We start from the raw sequence: 22,808 nt of genomic DNA on the forward strand, positions 1-22,808 counted from the left end.
AATAATTTATAGTACTCGTCGAGCTTGTACAAAAGCGAAATACCAGTAGCGTTCAGAGAGTTCTGAAATCATAACACCGCGACTTGTAGATGCGTGAATAAATTCAACAAAACCAGTTCTGGACTCCGTAACAATCCCAACATGATTCACACTTCGGCTGTTTTTACTAGTAGCAAAAAACAATAAATCCCCTTTCTGAACCTCTTTTACATCTACCCAATCGCCAGAAACAGCTAATTTTGATGTTGTTCGTGGTAATTGTACGGCTTCTTTTTTGAAGGATGTAACAATTAGTCCGGAGCAATCCATTCCTTTTTTAGTAGTACCACCGTACTTATATTTAACACCATCGAATGTTTTAGCGTAATCTATAATGGACTCAACTTGAGTGTTATAAGTTCCGTTATTGCTACCTATTTTTTTTGTAGCTGGAGCCGATTTATGTGTCCGCTTGGAAGATTTCGTCACTGTTTTGGACGACTTACAAGCCGAAAAACACAGTAAACATAATATGATTAAGAAGCTTTTTTGCATACCCCAAAATACAAATTTTTGTAATAAAAAGTAGAAACATCTTAAAAACTTGGTTGGTCATCAATTATAAAACGGTTACTTTTAGCTTTTAATTGTAATATTTTAATATGCAGGTAGTAGATTTGTTCTCGGGTTGTGGCGGATTAGCTCTAGGCTTTAAATGGGCTGGTTTTAATACGCTTTTAGCTAGTGATGTGGATGAAAACTGCGAAAAAACATACACTCATAACTTCCCAAATGTGCCATTTATTAGAAATGATTTAAGGGATATTTCTACAGCTGAAATAAAGAGTATTATTTCTAGAACACCCGATGTGGTTATTGGTGGGCCACCATGTCAAGGGTTTTCATTGGCCAATAAAAACAGGAATAAAGTAAAATCTGATCCTAGAAATGAGCTTTTTTATGAATTTGTTCGCGTTGTAACCGATTTACAACCGAAGGCTTTTGTTATGGAAAATGTGCGTGGTTTGTTATCCATGCAAAAAGGTGAAGTGATCAAATTAATGAAAGAAGAGTTTGAAAATGCTGGTATAGGTTATCAAGTAGATTATAAAGTTTTATTGGCTTCGGATTATGGAGTGCCGCAAAACAGGCACCGCGTTATTATGATTGGCATTCGAAAAGATTTAGAAAAGCAACCGCTATTCCCTAACAAAACCTATGAAAATCCAGTAACCGTTTGGGAGGCTATTTCCGATTTACCTCAAATAAAAGCATCTGAAGGCGATGAGAAAATGATGTACGAAACTGACCCCGAAAATAATTTCCAAGAATTTATAAGACAGGAAAATCAAAAAGTTTATAATCATATTGCCATGCGCCATACCCAACGATTAATTAATCGGTTTCAAGTAATTAAAGCAGGCGAATCATTAGCGCATGTTTCACAAGAATACGGAGCTGTAAAACGAGGGAATCCTAAAGAGAAATCGAAAGTTGTGTTTTCACAAAACAATCAACGCTTGCGTGCCAACAAGCCTGCACCAACAATAGCAGCCTCTTTTCAAAGTAATTTTATTCATCCTTTTTTGCATAGAAACTTCACAGCTCGCGAAGGAGCAAGGCTTCAGTCCTTCCCCGATAATTTTATTTTTCAAGGTATGCGAACTAAAATGAGTTGGGAAAAAGGCTTAAGTCAATATCAGCAAATAGGAAATGCTGTTCCACCGTTGTTGGGTTACGCTATTGCAAAAGCTTTGCAAGAAACCCTAATGGGAACAGAAAGTTTAAACAAAAAACTATTCGAAAGTTTAAAAGTTACGCAGTAAGGGATTTGTAAATTAACTGTGCCGTTTTTTTGCTAGCACCTTTTCCTCCTAATCTTTTTTCTAGTTCATAATATTCTAAAAACATATTGCTTCTAGATTTTTTTTCTAGAATTTTATCTAATTCGACTTTTAGGTTTTTGCGATTAAAATCATCTTGAATTAATTCCGTAACCACTTCTTTGTCCATTATTAGATTGACCAATGAAATGTAACTTATATGCTTTATCAATCGCTTGCCTATTTGGTAGGATAGCCAGCTGCCTTTGTAGCAAACTACTTCTGGTACTTTAAATAGCGCCGCTTCCAGTGTAGCTGTGCCCGAAGTTACTAGCGCGGCATAAGACACGCTCAATAAATCATACGTTTTATTAGAAATAAAATGCACGTTCGAATTTTTAATAAATTGCTTGTAGAAATCATAATCTTGACTTGGCGCTCCAGCAATTACAAATTGGTAAGCTGGATAATCGGAAACTAAGCTTAACATAACGGAAAGCATTTTAGATATTTCCTGCTTTCTGCTTCCTGGTAATAAAGCAATAATCGGTTTTTGGCTTAATTCATGCTCTGCCCTAAAGGATGCTTCATCAACTTGATCGCGACCAGAAATAGCATCAATTAGTGGATGTCCAACAAAATTCACTTTAACATTATGTGTGTTATAAAACGTTTCTACAAATGGCAAAATAACATACATGTGGTCAATATCCCGCTTAATAGCTTTTACACGACCTGCTCGCGACGCCCAAACTTGTGGCGATATATAATAATTAGTTTTGAAATCTTGCTGTCTTGCCCATTTGGCAATACGTAAATTAAAACCCGAATTGTCAATAAAAATAATAACGTCTGGTTGGTATTCGGTGATATCGGATTTGCATAAATCAATATCTCTAAAAATAGAAGAGAGATTCAAAATCACTTCAGAAAAGCCCATAAACGAACGTTCCTTGTAGTGTTTTACTAATTCGCCACCAACTTCCTGCATTAAATCTCCTCCCCAAAACCGAAATTCAGCATATGGATCTTCATTTTTTAATGCTTTCATCAAGTTGGAGCCATGTAAATCGCCCGAAGCCTCGCCTGCAATTATATAATATTTCATACTATATAAATTTAAAAAGAAATGTTGATATGGCAATAATAATTGTAGCTAATAATACGCCACGTGCTCGGTAATCCTGTTTTTTCTTTATAAAAACAAAGAAAGCTAGAAGATTCAAAATTGCACCCAGGCTGATTAGTTTACCTAATACACCTTCAGCAGCAGCACTTTTTAAGGCAATTATAAAATCATTATTATTTCCTAAAAGTATGGTTGCTAAATAAAGTCCAATAGCATTGGCAATTAAGCCAACTAAAAACCCAGTTAAAACTTCTTTCTTAATCATTAAAATTCCATGTATTTAATTGCTGAACGTAATGGTGCGCTGTTAAATCGAACTGAACGGGAACAATGGAAACGAATCCATTTTCTAAAGCCCATTCGTCGGTATCTTCTCCTTTATCTAAATTGACAAACTTCCCCGATAACCAATAGTAGTCCTTACCTTGTGGTGTTTGACGTTTATCAAATTCCTCTTGCCAATTTGCATTAGCTTGTCTGCAAATCTTAATTCCTTTAATATCCTTTTCTGGAAGATTTGGAATATTAACATTCAACACCACGCCTTTTGGTAGGCCATTTTTTAAAACTTCTTTCGTTATTTTGGTTGCTATTGTTTTGGCCGCGGTGAAATCGGCGTTGTAATTATAGTCTAAAAGTGAAAATCCTATTGCTGGAATGCCTTCAATACCAGCTTCCAGAGCAGCGCTCATAGTTCCAGAATATATAACATTTATGGAAGAATTGGATCCGTGATTTATGCCAGACACGCAGATATCTGGACTTCTACCTATAATTTCTTTAACGGCTATTTTTACACAATCGGCCGGTGTGCCAGAACAACTGTATTCAGTTCTGCCAGAATCATCAATAGCTACGCGCTCCAAATGTAGAGTCGAATTTAGTGTGATAGCATGACCCATAGCACTTTGTGGACTATCGGGTGCCACAACAACAATGTCGCCTAGCTCTTTTACAGCATCAATTAAAGCGCGAACGCCAGGGGCAGTTATACCATCATCATTAGTTACTAAAATAAGTGGTCTATTTGTCATTTTAATTCCGTTAATTTAGGGTGCTAAAATACATAAAATCATGCGTAAAGACTGAATTTATCTGGTTTAACAAAAAATTAATAGCTTTTGATTAATTTGGCATGGTTTTTTCGTTAATTTAGTGAAAAATATACTATGCTTTTTTTAAGACTTATGAAAAGGAACTATAACATATTAGTGCTATTGCTCTTGCTTGCTTTTGCTTCTTGTAGCTTTACAACAAAAACATTTGAAGACCCGGATAAAGATAAGTTACTTATTCAAGTAATAACTTACGTTTTAGAACGCGGTCATTTTGATCCTAAAGCTATAGACGATAACTTTTCGTCTAAAGTTTATGCGGATTACTTGGATCAGATAGATCCATTGAAGCAATACTTCTACAAATCGGATATTGATGAGTTTTCGAAATACAAAACCGAACTAGACGATCAGTTAAAAGCTTATGATATTTCATTCTTTACGTTAACGCACAGTCGATTGGTACAACGAATTGAAGAAGCTAAAGCAATATATCAAGAAATTTTAGCTAAACCGTTCGATTATACGAAAAACGAAACTTATAATGCGGATTATGAATCAATGGATTATGTAAAAAATAAGCGCGAGCTAACAGATCGATGGAGACAACGTTTAAAGTATACGAACTTGGCGAGTTATGATGACTTGACGAAGGAGCAAGAAAATCGTGAAGATTTGAACGCAAAAGCCGATTCATTAAAGATTGATCTTATAGCTAAAAAAACCTTGATAGAGATTGAAAAGGATGCACGTGATGCAACCTTGAAAACTATTAATATTTATTATAATGATTATATTGATGACATGGCTCGTGATGATTGGTTTGTGTTTTATATAAATGCAATCGCTCAAGAATTTGATCCTCATACGAGCTATTTTGCACCACAAGATAAGGAGGCTTTTAACCAAGGGATGGCTGGGAAACTGGAAGGTATTGGCGCGCGTTTGCAAAAACGAAATGACAATACTAAAATTTTGGAATTAATTTCCGGAGGTCCAGCATGGCGTGGTAAAGAATTGGAAGTTGGTGATATAATTGTACGAGTACGCCAACAAGGCGAAAGGGAACCGGTAACTATTACAGGAATGCGTATTGACGATGCCATAAAATTAATAAAAGGTCCTAAAGGTACGAGCGTTTATCTTACGGTTAGAAAAGTAGACGGTACTACTAAAGTTATTAAAATAACCCGTGATGTGGTAGAAATTGAAGAAACACATGCTAAATCAGCTTTTGTTAAGAAAGGAGATAATAGCTTTGGTATCATTAACCTACCAAAATTTTACGCAGACTTTGAAGATTATAAAAAATTAAATGCTGCTACCGATGTTAAAAGAGAAATTAACCGTTTAAAGGAACTCGGTATGGAAGGTTTAGTTTTAGATCTACGAAACAATGGAGGTGGCTCGTTACAAACGGTTGTAGAAATGGCTGGTTTGTTTATTAAAGATGGTCCAATTGTTCAAGTACGCTCCACAAATGCTTCAAAGGAAGTATTAAATGATACGGATAAATCTATCGATTGGGATGGACCACTGGTTATTTTAGTTAATGAATTTTCGGCATCAGCTTCAGAAATTATGGCGGCTGCAATGCAAGATTATAAGCGTGCTATTATTATTGGTAGTAAGCAAACCTATGGAAAAGGAACCGTACAATCTTTTTACGACTTGAACGATATGGTTAGAAATAATCAGGAAGGTGATTTAGGTGCGTTAAAAGTAACCAGACAGAAATATTATAGAATTAATGGTGGCTCTGTACAATTAGAAGGTGTTAAAAGTGATGTAATTGTTCCAGACCGTTTTAGTTATATTGATATAGGCGAAAAAGATCAGAAAAACCCATTGGTTTGGGATGAGATTGATGCAGCCGATTTTAAATTATGGGATGGTTATTTCGATTACGATTCTACTATTGAAATTAGTAAGAGGCGCATTATAGGTAATGAACAACTTAAGCTAATTGATAATAATGCCAAGTGGGTGAGAGAGCGCATGGACGAAAAAACGTATCCATTAAATTATGAAGATTATAAATCGCAATTGGAGGAAAATGAAACAATATCTAAAACCTTTGATAAAATAAGTGAATACCAAACTAACTTAACATATGAGTCGTTGCCATATGAGCAAAAACTTTTTGAGCAGGATACCATTTTAAAAGAGAAGCGTATTCGCTGGCATGAAAGCTTAAGTAAGGATGTTTATGTAGAGGAAGCATTACATGTTTTAAAAGACCTAAAAAGATCTTATAACGTGAGTAAATTTGCAAATGTTAAGGAATAAGTAATTTATGAGTCAGAAATCTAACTCATTAAGTCAATTAGCGCTCCAGAAATTTAAAAAAGATTTCTGGGGCGTTTTTAGTTTTGGATTTATTGTCTTTGTTGGACTTATTTCCATTTTCGCATACGTGGTTGCGCCCGATAATTCGGAATACGCCAATCAAATGCATTTATCTATTCACTCTAAAAAACCGGGTTTTACAATTGAAATATTAACCATTTCACAGAAATCAGAAGTGGAGCAATCTATCTTTTCACAAGTATTTTTTGGAAAAAAAACTCAAGATACCGAAATTCCTATTAGTCAGTATTCTATAGAGGGTAACATGTTAACTTATACAGAATATGCCTCTGATGGTTTGGAAGGAATGAGCAAATCATTGAATATGAGTGGTGTTTCTGAATCCGATTTAATTTCAAATAAAACCTTTCTTTTTGGAACCGATAAATATGGTCGCGATTTATTAAGTCGAACCTTGGTTGGCGCTAGAATATCCTTTTTTATTGGCTTTATAGCGGTTTTTATATCCCTAGTTATTGGCATTTTTATGGGAAGTGTAGCAGGTTATTTTGGTGGTCGTGTGGATGCTATTATCATGTGGTTTATAAATGTTTCTTGGTCCATACCAACCTTATTATTGGTAATTGCTATTACGCTAGCGCTAGGAAAAGGCTTTTGGCAAGTATTTATTGCGGTAGGATTAACTATGTGGGTGGAAGTGGCTCGTGTAGTCCGTGGTCAAGTTATGGGTGTAAAAGAAATGCAGTATGTTACTGCCGCACGTGCTTTGGGTTTTAATGATTTTCGTATTATTACCAAACATATTTTACCGAATATTATGGCGCCTGTCATTGTTATTTCGGCAGCTAATTTTGCAGCAGCTATTCTAATTGAAAGTGGTTTAAGTTTCCTCGGAATTGGCGCGCAACCACCTATGGCGAGCTGGGGAGCCATGATCAAGGATCATTATAACTATATCATTCTAGGAAAGCCTTATTTAGCCTTAATACCAGGATTTTGCATCATGAGTCTGGTTATGGCGTTTATGCTTATGGGAAATGCATTACGTGACGCTTTAGATGTGAAATCTTAATGGTCTGTATAAATAATAGAGGGAAGTTTAATTCGTTGCTCTGTTCGTTTCTGAAAATATAAACTTTCTTCCTTTACGTTCTCTAAAAAAAAAGAGTATTAAAGTAAAGCTAAACGGAGTTTTATCATTCCATATTTTCGTTTACTTCATGAATATAATTCAGAAGTTCATCTTTACCCATTTCTTTGGATGAGGATGTGATAAAGTAATTAGGCATATCCTCCCAAGTTTCCATCATAACGGCACTATAGTCCGCAACATGATTTAATATAGCTTGCGGTTTTAACTTATCGGCTTTGGTGAAAATAATTGAAAAAGGAATATCGTTTTCACCCATCCAAGCCATAAACTCTAAATCTATAGGTTGAGGTTTATGTCGAATATCCACCAAAACAAAGGCTGAAACCATTTGCTCACGCTGGTTGAAATAATCGGTAATAAATTTTTGAAATGTTTTTTTAGAACTTTTAGAAACACGCGCATAACCGTAGCCAGGCAAATCGACTAAATGCCAGGTTTTATTAATTAAAAAGTGATTTATAAGCTGTGTTTTCCCTGGTCTTCCAGACGTTTTAGCTAAACTTTTTCGGTTAGTAATCATATTAATTAATGATGATTTTCCAACATTACTTCGTCCAATAAAAGCATACTCTGGAAGTAGGTCTTTAGGACATTTAGTAACATCAGAATTACTCATTACAAATTCTGCCGATTTAATTTCCATAGCTATTTCCCTGAATTTTAGGGTTAAAATATTAGTGTTGTTACAGTCCGCGTTTTGTTAACCAACCATTAAGAATGGTGTTAAATTCATCGGGATGTTCCATCATGGCGGCATGACCGCATTTGTCGATCCAAAATAATTCGGAATCTGGTAAAAGTTTATCAAATTCTACACCAACTTCCGGTGGTGTAACTGTATCATTTTTCCCCCAGATAATGCAAGTTGGCGTTGTCATGTTGGGTAAATCTTTAGCCATATTGTGACGAATAGCGCTTTTGGCTATGGCTAGTGTTTTTATCAGTTTGTTTCTGTCGTTTACAGTTTCGTAAACTTCATCTACAATCTCTTTGGTAGCCACTTCAGGATCGTAAAAAACATCTTGCGCTTTTTTCTTGATAACCTCGTAGTCGCTTCGTTTAGGGTAGCTTCCGCCCATGGCACTTTCATAAAGTCCTGAACTTCCAGTAATAATCAAAGCTTTAATTTTTTCTGGATAAAGTTTGGTGTGGTATAGGCCAATATGACCCCCAAGGGAATTTCCCAATAAAATGACGTCGTCAAGTTCTTTATATTCTATGAAGTCATAAAGATACTTGGCAAAACTTTTTACATTTGTCTTTAAAAGTGACATCGTATAGATTGGTAACTCTGGAATAATTACACGATAGCCTTTCTGGCTAAAGTAACTTGTAACAGCGTCAAAATTGCTTAATCCGCCCATTAGTCCATGTAAAACAATGATAGGTTTGCCTTCCCCTACTTCTATATAGCGGTAACTTTTTTCTTTTTTTAATCTATGCGCCATTAATTGGTTGGTCTTTTCTTCAAACAAATATAGGTAAATCATTGACAATATATCCACTTTTCTTAAAAGTGCCACGCCTGATTTCTAACCAAGATATGAACAATTTGAAATCGTTAAAGTTTTTAACGATTTAATCTGCTGATTCGCAACGATTAAAGGTGTTGTGTCGCTTCTTAAGTGCCGATTAAGGGCTAGATATTTGAATAATTATCAACAAAGTGGTATAATGTGGTAAAAGGTGGTAATTTTTTCAATATCTTTGAAACTCAAACCCGATAATCAACACATACTGCTTTGAGCTCATTAATAGGAACATACGAATGTAAAGTAGACACAAAAGGACGACTTATGTTGCCTTCTGGGTTGAAAAAGCAGTTGTTGCCTATTTTGCAAAATGGCTTTGTTCTAAAACGTGCTGTTTTTCAGCCGTGTTTGGAATTGTATCCAATGGCAGAATGGGAGTTGCTTATGCAGAGAATGAATAAGTTGAATCGATTCAAAAAAAAGAACAATGATTTTATCCGACGCTTTACTGCGGGGGTTAAAATAATAGAAGTGGATGCCACTGGGCGATTGTTAATCCCGAAGGATTTGGTGGCTTTTGCAGACATTTCAAAAGAAATTGTAGTGTCTAGTGCTATTAACATTGTAGAAATTTGGGATAAAGATAAATATGAACAAGCTATCGATGATGCAACAGGAGACTTTGCAGATTTAGCTGAAGAAGTAATGGGACAAGACGATGACGACTATGGAATATCATAACCCGGTTTTGCTGAAAGAAACCGTTGATGGTTTAAATATAAAAGAGGACGGTGTATACGTGGATGTCACCTTTGGTGGTGGTGGGCACAGTAAAGAGATATTAAAACGACTGGGGAAAAATGGAAAACTTTTTGCTTTCGATCAGGATCCAGATGCGCTTGAAAACACGATTGATGATGAGCGGTTTACGCTAATTCATGAGAATTTTCAGTTTATGAAACGTTTTTTACGATTTTATGGTGTGAAAGAAGTAGATGGCATTTTGGCTGATTTTGGCGTGTCATCACATCAATTTGATGTAGCTGAACGTGGTTTTTCTACCAGATTTGAAGCGGATTTAGATATGCGGATGAATCAGAAAAGTGAATTATCGGCTTATAATGTTGTGAATGATTATGATGAAGAGCGGCTTAAGCAAGTGCTTTGGCAGTACGGGGAGTTGCGGCAAGCTGCAGCAATGGCAAGCGCTATTGTTGAGCAACGGAAAATAGAGCCTATTAAAACAAGTGATCAGTTAAAGTTGGCTTTAAAATCATTTTTGCAACATCAGAAAGAAAATAAGGTTTTGGCACAAATTTATCAAGCCATCCGTATTGAAGTGAATCAAGAAATTGAAGTGTTAAAAGCATTTTTGCTACAATCGCCAGAAACGTTAGTGGTTGGTGGTAGGTTAAGTGTTATTTCTTATCACTCTTTAGAGGATAGGTTAGTTAAACGTTTTATAAGAAATGGTCTATTTGAAGGCGAACCAGAACGTGATATATACGGTAATTTTGAAGTGCCAATGAAAAAGGTTGGCGGTTTAATAGTGCCTTCCCGAGAAGAAATAAAACGAAATAGCAGAGCTAGAAGTGCTAAACTTCGAATAGCTAAAAAATTATAACAATCAGCGTTTTTTTGCTGGCATAATGAATAAAGATAATAGTTCCGATTTAATCAGGGTTTTACAATGAAAAAGGAGGTTTCTAACATATTTAAAGGAGCATTTTTGGTAAACGAAGATGCGCCAAAAAGCTGGCTGATGATTCTGTTTGTGTCCGTTCTAGCAATTGTTATGATTGCTAGTTCACATAGTGCTGATAAAAAAGTGCATCAAATAGCACGCATTAATAATGAAGCAAAAGAGTTAAGGTCTGCTTTTGTGGATGGTAGAAAACGTTTAACGGAATTAAAAAAAGAAACCGTGGTAGAATTGAAAATGGAAAGAAGGGGGTTAGCAATTTCTGAAATTCCACCAACAAAAATTAAAGTTAAATCTCAAAGGTAGTTCAGGTTGGCAACAAACGAAAAGAACATATTAAACCGATTATATTTTGTGGCAGGATGTATGTTCATCTTCGCCATGGCAGTCGTGTTTAAGCTTTTAAGTATTCAGGTGCTTCATGGAGAAGAGTACCGCAACATGGCGGAGGAACGCAATATTAGTAATGTTGTTATTCCAGCAAATCGCGGTAATGTGTATTCTGCTAATGGAAACTTGTTAGCTACTTCTGTGCCAAAATATGATATTCGTATAGACGCTATGACGCCAACTTCGGCCAGACTTGAGGAGTTTCTAAAGCCTTTAAGCGATTCTTTATCTAAATATTCTGGAAAATCATCAGGTTATTATCAAAAGGAAATCCGAAAAGCTCGGGCTAATAAGAATAGATATTATTTGCTAGCGCGGGATATTGGTTATTCTGATTATGTACGTATTCGTAATTTTCCATTGTTAAATCTTGGCGCTTTTAAAGGCGGATTAATTGTTGAACAAACTACTAAAAGAGAACACCCTTTAGGTGAAATTGCACAACGCTCCATTGGTTATGAGCGTTTTGACGATGCTGGCCATGTTACACGTGCTGGAATTGATGGCGCTTTTGGTGAAAAATACTTACGAGGAACAGATGGTCGTCGTTTAAAACAAAAAATAGGAAAAGGACAATGGAAGCCAATTGCGGACTATAATCAAATAGAGCCTAAAGATGGTTACGATGTCTACACGACTTTAAGCGTAAATATTCAAGACATAGCGCATCATGCCTTATTGCAGCAATTGGAATATTATCAAGCCGAGCATGGTTCTGTTGTTGTTATGGAAGTGGCAACTGGCGAAATCCGCGCAATTTCAAATCTAGGTCGCACGAAAAGTGGAGGTTATTATGAGAAATTAAATTATGCCGTTGGTGAGTCTCATGAGCCAGGCTCAACATTTAAAGTTATGGCTTTAATGGCGGCTTTGGAGGATAAAGTAATCGATACATCCACTATTGTCGATACAAAAAGAGGGCGTAAAACATTTTATGGTCGCCCTATAACTGATTCGAAACATGGTGGTTTTGGTGAGATTTCTGCAGCCCGTATTTTAGAAGTGTCTTCAAACATTGGAATTGCAACTATTATAGATGAGCATTATTCTAAAAATCCAGAAAAATTTATCAATCGTCTAAAAAGCTGGTCTTTAGATAAGCCTTTAGGGTTACCAATTATAGGAGAAGGAAAACCTGTTATTCCAGCGCCAGGACATGAAATTTGGAGTAAAAATGCTTTGCCGTCTATGGCTTATGGTTATAATATGGAGTTAACGCCTCTGCAGACACTCACGTTTTACAATGCCATCGCCAATAATGGTGTTATGTTAAAACCGCGCTTTATTAAAGAAGTCAAAGAGTTAGATGTGAACATAGAGTCTTTCGATAAATATGTTATCAATAATAAAATAGCTTCTGATAAAACAATAAATGAGATTCAAGAAATTTTGAAAAATGTAGTTGTTCGTGGAACCGGACGCTCCTTGTATTCACCTTATTTTTCGATGGCAGGAAAAACGGGAACTGCAAAATCAGAATATTGGATGAAGGATTGGAATGATAGACCGCGCTATGTGTCATCTTTTGCTGGATATTTTCCTGCTGAAAATCCAAAGTATTCATGCATCGTGGTTATCCATAAGCCAAGTGTTAAAAAAGGTTATTATGGTGCCGATGTTTCTGGACCAGTTTTTAAACGTATTGCTCAAAAAATTTTTACCGATACACCCATTATTGACGAGATCGATACTTTAGAAGTGAATGATATAGCTGTTAACAATGAATACAACGCGTATTTTAAAACAGCACAAACCTATCTGACTATTATGCCAAATGTGGTTGGGCTGCCAGCAATGGATGCCATTGCATTACTGGAAAACATGGGCTTAAATGTCAGTATTAAAGGCGTGGGCGAAGTGACATTGCAATCCATTTCTAAAGGTGAAAAAATTAAGAGAAATCAAACCGTAACGATTCAAGCATCATGATGATTTTAAAAGACATATTATACAAAGTACCATTACTTGCAGTTGTAGGCAGTACAGGTGTGTCCATTAATAATATTGTTTTCGATTCAAGAAAAGTGTCTAAAAATGATGTTTTTGTTGCAATAAAAGGAACCGTTGTAGACGGTCATGATTTTATTCAAACGGCAATTGATCAGGGTTGTGCTGCTGTAGTTTGCGAAAATACACCAGATAAACTTACCGAAAATGTTGTTTATGTTGAGGTTACCAATACCTCTAGCGCTTTAGCTATTATGGCTTCCAATTTTTATGGTGTGCCATCCGCTAATTTGAAATTAGTTGGTGTTACGGGAACCAATGGGAAAACAACCATTGCAACCTTACTGTATCAGTTATTTAAAAACGCTGGTTATAAAGTGGGACTATTATCTACCGTTAAAATTATGGTGGACGATTACGAGTTTAAAACATCACATACTACGCCAGATTCGTTAACGATTAACAAATATTTAAAGCAGATGAATGATGCTGGTGTAGAGTTTTGCTTTATGGAAGTGAGCTCGCATGGTATTCATCAAAAACGTACGGAAGGTTTAGATTTTAAAGGGGGTGTTTTCACTAATTTATCACATGATCATTTGGATTATCACAGCAGTTTTGCAGAATATCGGGATGTGAAAAAGGCTTTTTTCGATGGGCTTTCAAAAGACGCTTTTGCGGTGGTAAATGCGGATGATAAAAATGGGATGGTGATGTTGCAAAATTCCGTTGCAAAAAAACACACATACGCCTTAAAGAGTTATGCTGATTATAAAGCGCATATTCTAGAAAATCAATTTACCGGTTTGTTGCTTAAAATTAATGACAGTGAAGTTTGGACGCGCCTAATTGGAAGTTTCAATGCTTATAATGTCTTAGCCATTTATGCGACTGCCGAATTGTTAGGTCTAGAAAAAGTAGAGATATTACGTTTAATAAGCGAATTAAAAAGTGTTTCAGGACGTTTTCAGTATATAATTTCTAAAGAAAAAATTACGGCTATTGTGGATTATGCACATACGCCTGATGCGTTGAAAAATGTATTAGAAACCATAAATAGCATCCGAACTAAAAATGAAGAACTAATAACCGTTGTTGGTTGTGGTGGAGATCGCGATAGAACTAAACGACCAAAAATGGGTCATATCGCTTCGGCTTTAAGTACTAAGGTGGTTTTTACAAGTGATAATCCAAGAACCGAAAATCCAGATGAGATTGTTAAGGAAGTGGAAGCGGGCGTAGAGCCTCAAAATTATAAAAAAACAGTTTCTATTACCGACAGGAAACAGGCTATTAAGGCAGCTTGTCAAATGGCAAATCCTAATGATATTATTTTAATTGCTGGTAAAGGTCATGAAACTTATCAAGATATTAATGGCGAGCGTATCGACTTTGATGATCTTAAAATTGTACAAGAATTATTAAAACAATTAGAAAAATAATATGCTGTTTTACCTATTTGAATATTTAGACACGAACTACGATTTTCCAGGATCTGCTTTATTTGGTTTTATAACCTTTAGAGCGGCTGTGACAATCATTTTGTCTTTGCTAATATCTACTATTTTTGGTCGACGTATTATTCGTTTTCTTCAAAAACAGCAGGTAGGTGAAAATATTCGTGATTTAGGTTTAGATGGTCAGGTTGAAAAAGCGGGCACGCCTACAATGGGTGGTGTCATTATTATACTAGCAACATTGATTCCTGTTTTATTATTTGCGAAGTTAGGAAATATATATATCATTTTACTGATAATCACCACATTATGGATGGGAGCTATTGGGTTTATTGATGATTATATCAAGAAATTCAAAAATGATAAAGATGGTTTAAAAGGGCGTTTTAAAGTGCTTGGTCAAATTGGTCTTGGAATTATTGTTGGTGCAACCTTATATTTTCACCCAAATGTCACTTTAAAGGAAAAGTTACCTCAAGCCCAACAGCAGGAAATATTGACAGCAAACCCGAAAGTGGAATCGTCACAACTTTTTAAAATGGAAGAGAAGTCTACCAAGACTACCATTCCATTCGTAAAACAAAATGAATTTGATTATGCAGATCTAATCACATGGATTAGTCCTGATTTGGCAAAATATGCTTGGATTATTTTTATTCTGGCAACTATTTTTATAATTACTGCCGTTTCTAACGGAGCTAATTTAACAGATGGTATTGATGGTCTGGCTGCAGGAACATCGGCCATTATAGTGTTAACACTCGGTATTTTTACGTGGGTTTCGGGTAATATTATTTTCTCGGATTATCTAAACATCATGTATATACCGCGCGTAGAGGAAATAACTATTTACATCGCAGCTTTTGTAGGGGCCTTAATTGGGTTTTTATGGTACAATACTTATCCAGCTCAAGTTTTTATGGGGGATACAGGGAGTTTAACTATTGGTGGAATTATTGCTGTAATTGCAATTGCCGTTAGAAAGGAATGGTTGATACCTATATTATGTGGAATTTTCCTTGCGGAAAATTTATCCGTAGTTATGCAGGTAAGTTGGTTTAAATATACCAAGAAAAAATATGGTGAAGGTAGACGGGTTTTTAAAATGGCGCCTTTACATCACCATTATCAAAAATCGGGATATCACGAAAGTAAAATAGTAACACGTTTTTGGATTATAGGAATTTTACTAGCTATTATTACCATCGTTACTTTAAAAATTAGATAAAACGAGCGCGAATTAATATGAAACGATTAGTCGTATTAGGAGGAGGAGAAAGCGGAGTGGGTGCAGCGCTTTTAGGAAAAGCAAAAGGCTTTGAAGTTTTTGTTTCAGATAAAGGAAAAATTAAAGATAAATATATAAACGTTCTTAAACTTAATGAGATTGAATGGGAGTCTGAACAGCATACGGAATTACAAATTTTAAATGCTGATTTAGTAGTTAAAAGTCCAGGTATTCCGGATACAGTTCCAATAATAAAACTGCTCAAGGAACAAGGGGTTTTAGTTGTTTCTGAAATTGAATTTGCATCACGTTATACGCATGCAACTTTAGTGGGAATAACGGGAAGTAATGGTAAAACTACGACCGCTTCATTAATGCATCACGTATTAAAGCAAGAATTGGAGGTGGGATTAGCCGGTAATATCGGGGATAGCTTCGCGAAACAAGTTTTGGAAAATGATTTTTCAAACTATGTATTAGAAATCAGCAGTTTTCAATTAGATAATTGTATCGATTTTAAACCACATATAGCCGTTTTGCTAAACATTACACCGGATCATTTGGATAGATATAATTATGAGTTTGATAACTATATCGCTTCAAAATTCAGAATTGCTATGAATCAAACATCGGAGGATTATTTGATTTATGATGCCGACGATGACGTCATTACAAATTGGCTTAAAAAGAATCCAGTTCAATCAACATTATTGCCGTTTTCGCTGGTGAAAACAATAGAAAATGGCGCGTATTTAGATAAAGAAACACTTAAAATAACAATAGATAATAATCAGATAATTATGCCAACAAAGGATATAGCATTACAAGGGAAGCACAATACTAAAAACGCTATGGCAGCGTCTACGGTTGCGCACTTACTTAAAATAAGAAAACAAACCATTCGTGAGAGTTTAGAGAATTTTCATGGTGTTGAGCATCGTTTAGAAGAAGTGTTAAAAATAAATAAAGTGAATTATATCAACGACTCGAAGGCTACAAACGTAAACGCAACGTATTATGCATTAGAGAGTATGAGTTCACCTACAATTTGGATTGTTGGTGGCGAAGATAAAGGCAATAATTACGCAGAGCTTTTTCCATTTATAAATGAAAAAGTAAAAGCTATTATTTGTTTAGGCGTTGATAATAAAAAGTTATTTGAAAACTTCGAATCAATGGTGGATATCATTGTTGAAACTCAATCCATGAGCGAAGCAGTTAAAATCGCATACAAAATAGCAGAATCTGGTGACAACGTGTTACTATCTCCAGCATGTGCTAGTTTCGATTTATTTGAAAACTATGAAGATCGCGGACGTCAATTTAAAGAAGCGGTTAGAAATTTATAAAATATAAATGGTCATTTCAAAATTGAATTGACATAAACTAAAAAATACAGAAGTATAAACGTGCAACAAGTTTTTAAAAATATAAAAGGCGATCGATTAATATGGGCAATAGTGGCACTATTGGCAATATTTTCGTTTCTACCTGTTTACAGCGCAGCTAGTAACTTAGCTTACAATGGCGTTGGAAGAGGTACGTTTTCAATATTTTTCGGACATTTTATGCATTTGTTATTAGGTTTTTTAATAGTTTTTATAGTTCATAAAATTCCCTATCGGTATTTTAGAGCTATTTCTATTTTATTACTGCCTGTTGTATTGATGTTACTGGTTATAACTTTAATGCAAGGTTCATCAGGGTCTGGAACTAATACGAGCCGCTGGATTCAAATACCTGTAGTTGGTGTTTCGTTTCAAACATCCACTTTTGCCTTTGTGGTATTGATGGTCTATGTAGCGCATTATATGTCACGGGTCAAGGATAAGGTAATCGCTTTTAAAGAATCTATTTTACCGCTTTGGACACCCGTTTTTTTTGTACTGGTTTTAATATTACCAGCTAACTTTTCTACGGCAGCTATTATGTTTTGTATGGTTGTTGTTTTGGTGTTTTTGGGAGGTTATCCCGTTCGGTATTTAGCAGTTATTATTGGGTTAGGTATTGTGGCTTTGACGCTTTTTGTGTTAACGGCAAAAGCCTTCCCGGATGCCATGCCAAACCGAGTGGATACTTGGATGAGTCGTGTGGAGAGTTTTACTGATGATGCTATTACAGAGGAAGATTATCAAATAGAAAAGGCTAAAATAGCCATCGCTTCTGGAGGCGTGCAGGGAGTAGGCCCAGGAAAGAGTACTCAAAAGAACTTTTTACCACAGTCTTCTTCCGATTTTATTTTCGCCATTATTGTGGAGGAATATGGCTTAATTGGCGGTTTTATACTGTTATTTTTTTACCTCGCTTTATTATTTCGAATAGTTATCGTATCTCAAAAATCAGATACAATATTTGGAACATTAGTAGTGTTGGGTGTTGGTTTGCCTATCGTGTTTCAGGCGTTAATAAATATGGCTGTCGCCGTGCAGTTATTTCCTGTTACAGGACAAACTTTACCGCTTATTAGTAGTGGTGGAACGTCTATATGGATGACATGTTTGGCAATTGGTATTATATTAAGTGTTAGTGCAAAAAGAGAAGAAATAGTCAATAAAGAACAACGAGAAGACAACCCTTTGGATATATTAACAGAGGCAATTTAATAACAAGAAATTTTAAACATATCAGTGATCAATAGTAATAAAACATATAAAATAATTCTTTCCGGTGGAGGTACAGGTGGACATATTTATCCGGCTGTCGCGATAGCTAACGAATTGAAGTCGCGGTTTCCAAATGCCGATTTTTTATTTGTGGGCGCTAAAGATCGCATGGAAATGGATAAAGTTCCGCAGGCAGGATATAAAATTATAGGTTTGTGGATTTCGGGAATTCAGCGTGAATTAACATTGAGAAATTTAAGCTTTCCTTTTAAATTAATAAGTAGCTTATGGAAGTCTCGAAAAATTATAAAAGATTTTAAACCGGATGTTGTTATTGGAACTGGCGGTTTTGCAAGTGGTCCTTTGTTAATAATGGCAACATCAAAAGGTATTCCTAGTTTAATTCAAGAGCAAAATTCTTACCCAGGAATTACCAATAAATTATTAGGTAAAAAAGCGGATAAAATTTGCGTGGCTTATGATGATTTAGAGCGCTTTTTCCCTAAAGATAAAATTATAAAAACAGGAAACCCTGTGAGAGCAGATTTGTTGCATATTGCTGAAAAACGTGATGATGCGTACAAGATGTTTTCATTAGAAAAGGAAACAAAAACCATTCTGGTTTTAGGTGGTAGTTTAGGGGCGCGACGTATAAATCAATTGATAGAAAAAGAATTTGATTTTTTGCTAACACACAATGTTCAGATAATCTGGCAGTGTGGCAAGTTGTATTATGAGCAATATAAAATTTACGATAACACTAAAAATATTCAAGTTCACGAATTTATAAATGATATGGCTTGTGCTTATGCCGCTGCTGATATTATTATTTCACGAGCGGGTGCTATTTCAGTTTCAGAATTATGTATTGTTGGGAAACCTGTAATATTTATTCCGTCACCAAATGTAGCTGAAGATCATCAAGCAAAAAATGCACAGGCAATTGTAGATGCACAAGCGGCTATAATTATTAAAGAAAGTGATTTGGAAGTGGATTTTCAAAATAAATTCACCCAACTTATTATATCACCAGAAAAGCAACAAAAGTTAGGCGATAACATTAAAAAGTTAGCCTTAACAAATGCTACAAAACAAATTGTAGATGAAGTAGAACTATTATTAAACAAGTCAAATAAATGAATCTAGACTCTATAAAAAACGTTTATTTTATTGGTATTGGTGGTATCGGTATGAGTGCGCTCGCCCGATATTTTCACGCTAATGGCAAGCGTGTGTCTGGTTATGATAAAACCTCTTCCGAGATAACGGATGCGTTAATTGATTCGGGTATTCCTGTTCACTTTGAAGATTCTGTAAGGTATTTAGAAGATTATGTATTAAACAACACAAATACTTTGGTGGTTTATACGCCAGCCGTTCCAAAGAGTCATAAGGAGCTGGTTCATTTTATGCATAGTGGTCACCGTGTTTTAAAACGTTCAGAGGTTTTGGGTGTTATTACCGCAAACACATTTTGTTTGGCAGTGGCAGGTACCCACGGCAAAACTACAACCACGAGTATTTTAGGTCATATAATGAAAGTATGTGATGTTCCTGTAACCGCATTTTTAGGAGGGATTAGTGAAAATTATAATTCCAATCTTATTCTAAATGGTACGGAAGTAACGGTGGTAGAGGCAGATGAATTTGATTGGTCATTTTTAACGCTTTCGCCAAACATGGCTTGCATTACATCTATGGATGCTGATCATCTGGATATTTATGGCGATGCTGCAGAATTGGAGAAATCCTTTAATGATTTTGCTCATAAATTAAAAGAAGATGGTACGTTATTTGTAAAAAATGGCTTATCAATAGCGGGTGTAACATATGGTATTGAGGATGATTCAGATTACACCGCTCAAAATATAAAGATTGAGAATGGCACCTATATTTTTGATGTAAAAACACCAAAAGCATTAATTGAAAATATTGAATTCAGCCTACCTGGTCGGCATAATTTATCTAACGCGTTAATTGCTTTAGCAATGGCTGTAGAATACGGTTGCAATCACGATCAAATTGTAAAAGCTTTAGCTTCTTATACAGGGGTTAAACGTCGTTTTTCATATCATATTAAACGAGATGATTTGGTCTATATAGATGATTATGCACATCATCCGGAGGAAATAAATGCCGTACATCAAGCGGTTCGGGAAATGTATCCAGGTAAAGAAGTTTTGGCTATTTTTCAACCACATCTATTCAGTAGAACGCGTGATTTTGTAGACGATTTTGCAGCTAGTTTATCAAAATTTGATGAAGTTATGCTTTTGGATATTTATCCAGCGCGCGAAGAACCTATTGAAGGCGTTTCATCGGAATGGTTGTTAGAGAAAATTACGAATGACAATAAACTGCTTATTTCAAAAGCCGAATTAATTGATAAAGTAAAAGCCAGTCGAGCTCAAGTTATTTTAACAATCGGAGCTGGTGATATTGGTGAACAAGTAAAACATATAAAAGAAGCATTACGCCATGAAAATTAATTGGAATTACATAAAAATACCTTTGCTGCTTGTTATGGTGGTGGGATTATTTGCGTTTTCTTCCAAGAAAAACAATAAGCGTATAGTTAGTATTCCGACCATAAATTTTAATGGGGAAGACAACCTGTTTATTACGCATGATGCAGTTAGTAAATTGTTAATACATAATCGAGGAGGTGGACAGAATGTCCCTAAAGAAGCCATAGATTTGAACCTATTGGAATCTGCCCTAAATTCAAATCCAATGATTAAGTCAGCGCAAGTGTTTGTAGGAGTCAATGGACATTTAGTAGCTGAAGTAGAACAAAAAAAACCTATAGCCCGAATTAGTAATTCGGTGTCTTTTTATATAGATGATGATGGTCTTTATATGCCGTTATCAAAAAATTACGCCGCAAGAGTACCACTCGTAACTGGAAACGTTTCAAAAACGGATTTGGAAATCGTATACAATATGGCGGTTAAAATTCAAAATGATGAATTTTTGAACACGCATGTTACAAGTATTCATCAATATGAAGATAAGAGTTTATCGCTGCGGTTAAGACAATGCTCTTTTGAAGTATATGTGGGGAGTTTAGCACAGTTAGATAAGAAAGTAAATAACTTAAAAGCGTTTTATAAAAAAGCGTTTAAAGATAAATTATTGAATAATTACAGTAAGGTTAATCTGCAGTTTGATAGCCAAGTAATATGCACTAAATCTTAAAACATGGAAGGAAATATTGCAATAGGATTAGATATCGGAACCACAAAAATTGTGGCAATGATTGGTCGTAAAAATGAATACGGAAAAGTAGAGATTTTGGGTATTGGAAGGTCTAAAAGCCTAGGTGTGCATCGTGGTGTGGTTAACAACATTACGCAGACTATTCAGTCTATTCAACTTGCGGTGCAAGAAGCGGAAACGGCTGCCGATGTTAAAATTGAAAACGTAACGGTAGGAATAGCAGGACAGCACATTAGGAGCTTGCAACACAGCGATTATATAACGCGATCCAATGCCGAATTGGTTATAGATGATGAGGACATAGATAGACTTATAGATCAAGTGCATAAGTTAGTTATGCTTCCTGGTGAAGAGATTATTCATGTTCTACCGCAAGAATATAAAGTGGATGGTCAGGCTGAAATTAAAGAACCAGTTGGAATGTATGGCGGCCGTTTGGAAGCTAATTTCCATGTGGTTGTTGGTCAAGTGTCGTCTATAAGAAATGTAGGACGCTGTGTAAAAAGTGCCGGATTAAATCTAGATAATATCACTTTAGAGCCTTTGGCGTCAGCGAATGCTGTTTTAAGTCAAGAGGAAAAAGAAGCCGGTGTCGCTTTACTCGATATTGGTGGTGGTACAACCGATTTAGCCATTTTTAGAGATGGTATTATTAGGCATACAGCTGTTATTCCATTCGGAGGGAATGTTATCACGGAAGATATCAAAGAAGGTTGTTCCATTATTGAGAAGCAAGCGGAACTATTAAAAATAAAATTTGGTTCAGCATGGCCAGGGGAAAATAAGGAAAACGAAATTGTATCCATTCCAGGTTTACGAGGTCGGGAGCCGAAAGAAATCACTTTAAAAAATCTATCAAAAATTATCCATGCACGCGTTGTGGAAATTGTTGAGCAGGTTTATGTAGAGATTAAAAATTACGGACATGAAGAGCAAAAGAAAAAACTAATTGCAGGTATTGTTTTAACGGGTGGAGGCGCACAATTAAAACATTTAAAGCAGTTGGTGGAGTATATTACGGGAATGGATACACGTATCGGTTTTCCAAATGAGCATTTAGCTGGTAACAGTGATGATGAAGTAACGAGTCCGCTTTATGCAACGGCAGTTGGACTGGTTATGGATGGTTTAAAGCGACAAGAGCGTAAAAAACTGGAAATTGCTTATGAAGAATCGTTAATTGAACCAGAGCCAGAAGACGAACAAGAAGAAGTTATAGAGCCGCCAAAACCACCGAAACGGTCTTTTTTAGACAAGTTTACGGAGCGAATAAAGGATTTTTTAGACAACGCCGAATAAAAGGCGAACCTGAAAAATATTAATAATAAGAGAATAAATAAG

21 protein-coding genes are annotated in these 22,808 nt (G+C 35.6%); 15 read left to right on the forward strand and 6 right to left on the reverse strand.

Going from position 1 to position 22,808, the window contains the following annotated elements; all coding sequences use genetic code 11:
- Nucleotides 1-6: 6 nt before the first annotated feature.
- A complete protein-coding gene (locus BZARG_RS08590) occupies nucleotides 7-468 on the reverse strand; it encodes a C40 family peptidase (protein WP_008637294.1) in 462 nt (153 codons plus the stop codon).
- A 173-nt stretch (nucleotides 469-641) separates the two neighbouring features.
- On the opposite strand from BZARG_RS08590, the gene BZARG_RS08595 reads away from it, so the two are divergent.
- On the forward strand, nucleotides 642-1,805 hold the full coding sequence (locus BZARG_RS08595) for a DNA cytosine methyltransferase (RefSeq protein WP_008637399.1): 1,164 nt from the start codon (nucleotides 642-644) through the stop codon (nucleotides 1,803-1,805).
- Here BZARG_RS08595 and lpxB read toward each other — a convergent pair.
- From lpxB to surE, 3 genes are read right to left on the reverse strand one after another with little or no spacing between them, the layout of a single operon-like run.
- Nucleotides 1,795-2,910: a lipid-A-disaccharide synthase gene (gene lpxB / locus BZARG_RS08600; protein ID WP_008637366.1), complete on the reverse strand. Its 1,116-nt coding sequence runs from the start codon at nucleotides 2,908-2,910 to the stop codon at nucleotides 1,795-1,797. The two genes, BZARG_RS08595 and lpxB, sit on opposite strands and share 11 nt — an antisense overlap.
- A gap of 1 nt (nucleotide 2,911) precedes the next feature.
- Entirely contained in the window at nucleotides 2,912-3,196 is a 285-nt protein-coding gene (locus BZARG_RS08605) for a hypothetical protein (protein ID WP_008637319.1), read from the reverse strand.
- Complete coding sequence (gene surE / locus BZARG_RS08610; RefSeq protein WP_008637293.1) at nucleotides 3,189-3,965, reverse strand: 5'/3'-nucleotidase SurE; 777 nt, start codon at nucleotides 3,963-3,965, stop codon at nucleotides 3,189-3,191. The genes BZARG_RS08605 and surE overlap by 8 nt, the downstream gene beginning before the upstream one ends.
- 153 nt (nucleotides 3,966-4,118) lie before the next feature.
- On the opposite strand from surE, the gene BZARG_RS08615 reads away from it, so the two are divergent.
- Both BZARG_RS08615 and BZARG_RS08620 read left to right on the forward strand, forming a co-directional pair.
- Nucleotides 4,119-6,275, forward strand: coding sequence for a carboxy terminal-processing peptidase (locus BZARG_RS08615; RefSeq protein ID WP_008637326.1), 2,157 nt, complete (start codon nucleotides 4,119-4,121; stop codon nucleotides 6,273-6,275).
- A gap of 7 nt (nucleotides 6,276-6,282) precedes the next feature.
- Nucleotides 6,283-7,368 carry an ABC transporter permease gene (locus BZARG_RS08620; protein ID WP_008637279.1) on the forward strand — a complete coding sequence of 362 codons (1,086 nt, stop codon included), beginning with the start codon at nucleotides 6,283-6,285 and terminating at the stop codon, nucleotides 7,366-7,368.
- 124 nt (nucleotides 7,369-7,492) lie between these two features.
- Here the strand turns inward: BZARG_RS08620 and yihA are convergent, their stop codons facing one another.
- Complete coding sequence (gene yihA / locus BZARG_RS08625; protein ID WP_008637411.1) at nucleotides 7,493-8,092, reverse strand: ribosome biogenesis GTP-binding protein YihA/YsxC; 600 nt, start codon at nucleotides 8,090-8,092, stop codon at nucleotides 7,493-7,495.
- 40 nt (nucleotides 8,093-8,132) lie between these two features.
- Nucleotides 8,133-8,897, reverse strand: coding sequence for an alpha/beta fold hydrolase (locus BZARG_RS08630; RefSeq protein WP_008637409.1), 765 nt, complete (start codon nucleotides 8,895-8,897; stop codon nucleotides 8,133-8,135).
- A 294-nt stretch (nucleotides 8,898-9,191) separates the two neighbouring features.
- Here BZARG_RS08630 and mraZ point away from each other — a divergent pair, with 294 nt between their 5' ends.
- From mraZ to ftsA, 12 genes are all read left to right on the forward strand, one after another.
- Nucleotides 9,192-9,662 carry a division/cell wall cluster transcriptional repressor MraZ gene (gene mraZ / locus BZARG_RS08635; protein ID WP_040288281.1) on the forward strand — a complete coding sequence of 157 codons (471 nt, stop codon included), beginning with the start codon at nucleotides 9,192-9,194 and terminating at the stop codon, nucleotides 9,660-9,662.
- Nucleotides 9,649-10,545, forward strand: a complete 897-nt coding sequence (rsmH, locus tag BZARG_RS08640; protein ID WP_008637260.1) for a 16S rRNA (cytosine(1402)-N(4))-methyltransferase RsmH — start codon at nucleotides 9,649-9,651, stop codon at nucleotides 10,543-10,545. The genes mraZ and rsmH overlap by 14 nt, the downstream gene beginning before the upstream one ends.
- A 66-nt stretch (nucleotides 10,546-10,611) precedes the next feature.
- Nucleotides 10,612-10,929, forward strand: coding sequence for an FtsL-like putative cell division protein (locus tag BZARG_RS08645; protein ID WP_008637290.1), 318 nt, complete (start codon nucleotides 10,612-10,614; stop codon nucleotides 10,927-10,929).
- Nucleotides 10,930-10,989: 60 nt separating this feature from the next.
- Complete coding sequence (locus tag BZARG_RS08650; RefSeq protein WP_050807296.1) at nucleotides 10,990-12,942, forward strand: penicillin-binding protein; 1,953 nt, start codon at nucleotides 10,990-10,992, stop codon at nucleotides 12,940-12,942.
- Complete coding sequence (locus BZARG_RS08655) at nucleotides 12,939-14,402, forward strand: UDP-N-acetylmuramoyl-L-alanyl-D-glutamate--2,6-diaminopimelate ligase (RefSeq protein WP_040288285.1); 1,464 nt, start codon at nucleotides 12,939-12,941, stop codon at nucleotides 14,400-14,402. Before BZARG_RS08650 ends, BZARG_RS08655 begins: the two co-directional genes overlap by 4 nt.
- Before the next feature lies 1 nt (nucleotide 14,403).
- The gene (gene mraY / locus BZARG_RS08660; protein ID WP_008637372.1) at nucleotides 14,404-15,645 is read left to right on the forward strand and encodes a phospho-N-acetylmuramoyl-pentapeptide-transferase; all 1,242 of its coding nucleotides are present in this window, start codon (nucleotides 14,404-14,406) and stop codon (nucleotides 15,643-15,645) included.
- A gap of 17 nt (nucleotides 15,646-15,662) precedes the next feature.
- Nucleotides 15,663-16,994, forward strand: a complete 1,332-nt coding sequence (gene murD / locus BZARG_RS08665) for a UDP-N-acetylmuramoyl-L-alanine--D-glutamate ligase (RefSeq protein WP_008637292.1) — start codon at nucleotides 15,663-15,665, stop codon at nucleotides 16,992-16,994.
- Between the two features lie 60 nt (nucleotides 16,995-17,054).
- Nucleotides 17,055-18,248 carry an FtsW/RodA/SpoVE family cell cycle protein gene (locus tag BZARG_RS08670; RefSeq protein ID WP_008637285.1) on the forward strand — a complete coding sequence of 398 codons (1,194 nt, stop codon included), beginning with the start codon at nucleotides 17,055-17,057 and terminating at the stop codon, nucleotides 18,246-18,248.
- Between the two features lie 24 nt (nucleotides 18,249-18,272).
- Nucleotides 18,273-19,388, forward strand: a complete 1,116-nt coding sequence (murG, locus tag BZARG_RS08675; RefSeq protein WP_008637324.1) for an undecaprenyldiphospho-muramoylpentapeptide beta-N-acetylglucosaminyltransferase — start codon at nucleotides 18,273-18,275, stop codon at nucleotides 19,386-19,388.
- A complete protein-coding gene (gene murC, locus BZARG_RS08680; protein WP_008637414.1) occupies nucleotides 19,385-20,737 on the forward strand; it encodes a UDP-N-acetylmuramate--L-alanine ligase in 1,353 nt (450 codons plus the stop codon). Before murG ends, murC begins: the two co-directional genes overlap by 4 nt.
- Nucleotides 20,727-21,446, forward strand: a complete 720-nt coding sequence (locus BZARG_RS08685; protein ID WP_008637332.1) for a cell division protein FtsQ/DivIB — start codon at nucleotides 20,727-20,729, stop codon at nucleotides 21,444-21,446. Before murC ends, BZARG_RS08685 begins: the two co-directional genes overlap by 11 nt.
- 3 nt (nucleotides 21,447-21,449) lie before the next feature.
- Entirely contained in the window at nucleotides 21,450-22,766 is a 1,317-nt protein-coding gene (gene ftsA / locus BZARG_RS08690; RefSeq protein WP_008637262.1) for a cell division protein FtsA, read from the forward strand.
- Nucleotides 22,767-22,808 lie beyond the last annotated feature (42 nt).

The sequence above is a fragment of the Bizionia argentinensis JUB59 genome (assembly GCF_000224335.1).
GTDB classification, from domain to species: domain Bacteria; phylum Bacteroidota; class Bacteroidia; order Flavobacteriales; family Flavobacteriaceae; genus Algorimicrobium; species Algorimicrobium argentinense.

Excerpts from the sequence above, each read along its gene's own strand:
- BZARG_RS08595 (WP_008637399.1), top strand. The coding sequence starts at position 642 with ATGCAGGTAGTAGATTTGTTCTCGGGTTGTGGCGGATTAGCTCTAGGC.
- lpxB (WP_008637366.1), bottom strand. The coding sequence starts at position 2,910 with ATGAAATATTATATAATTGCAGGCGAGGCTTCGGGCGATTTACATGGC.
- BZARG_RS08605 (WP_008637319.1), bottom strand. The coding sequence starts at position 3,196 with ATGATTAAGAAAGAAGTTTTAACTGGGTTTTTAGTTGGCTTAATTGCC.
- surE (WP_008637293.1), bottom strand. The coding sequence starts at position 3,965 with ATGACAAATAGACCACTTATTTTAGTAACTAATGATGATGGTATAACT.
- BZARG_RS08615 (WP_008637326.1), top strand. The coding sequence starts at position 4,119 with ATGAAAAGGAACTATAACATATTAGTGCTATTGCTCTTGCTTGCTTTT.
- BZARG_RS08620 (WP_008637279.1), top strand. The coding sequence starts at position 6,283 with ATGAGTCAGAAATCTAACTCATTAAGTCAATTAGCGCTCCAGAAATTT.
- yihA (WP_008637411.1), bottom strand. The coding sequence starts at position 8,092 with ATGGAAATTAAATCGGCAGAATTTGTAATGAGTAATTCTGATGTTACT.
- BZARG_RS08630 (WP_008637409.1), bottom strand. The coding sequence starts at position 8,897 with ATGGCGCATAGATTAAAAAAAGAAAAAAGTTACCGCTATATAGAAGTA.
- rsmH (WP_008637260.1), top strand. The coding sequence starts at position 9,649 with ATGGAATATCATAACCCGGTTTTGCTGAAAGAAACCGTTGATGGTTTA.
- BZARG_RS08645 (WP_008637290.1), top strand. The coding sequence starts at position 10,612 with ATGAAAAAGGAGGTTTCTAACATATTTAAAGGAGCATTTTTGGTAAAC.
- BZARG_RS08650 (WP_050807296.1), top strand. The coding sequence starts at position 10,990 with ATGTTCATCTTCGCCATGGCAGTCGTGTTTAAGCTTTTAAGTATTCAG.
- BZARG_RS08655 (WP_040288285.1), top strand. The coding sequence starts at position 12,939 with ATGATGATTTTAAAAGACATATTATACAAAGTACCATTACTTGCAGTT.
- mraY (WP_008637372.1), top strand. The coding sequence starts at position 14,404 with ATGCTGTTTTACCTATTTGAATATTTAGACACGAACTACGATTTTCCA.
- murD (WP_008637292.1), top strand. The coding sequence starts at position 15,663 with ATGAAACGATTAGTCGTATTAGGAGGAGGAGAAAGCGGAGTGGGTGCA.
- murC (WP_008637414.1), top strand. The coding sequence starts at position 19,385 with ATGAATCTAGACTCTATAAAAAACGTTTATTTTATTGGTATTGGTGGT.
- BZARG_RS08685 (WP_008637332.1), top strand. The coding sequence starts at position 20,727 with ATGAAAATTAATTGGAATTACATAAAAATACCTTTGCTGCTTGTTATG.
- ftsA (WP_008637262.1), top strand. The coding sequence starts at position 21,450 with ATGGAAGGAAATATTGCAATAGGATTAGATATCGGAACCACAAAAATT.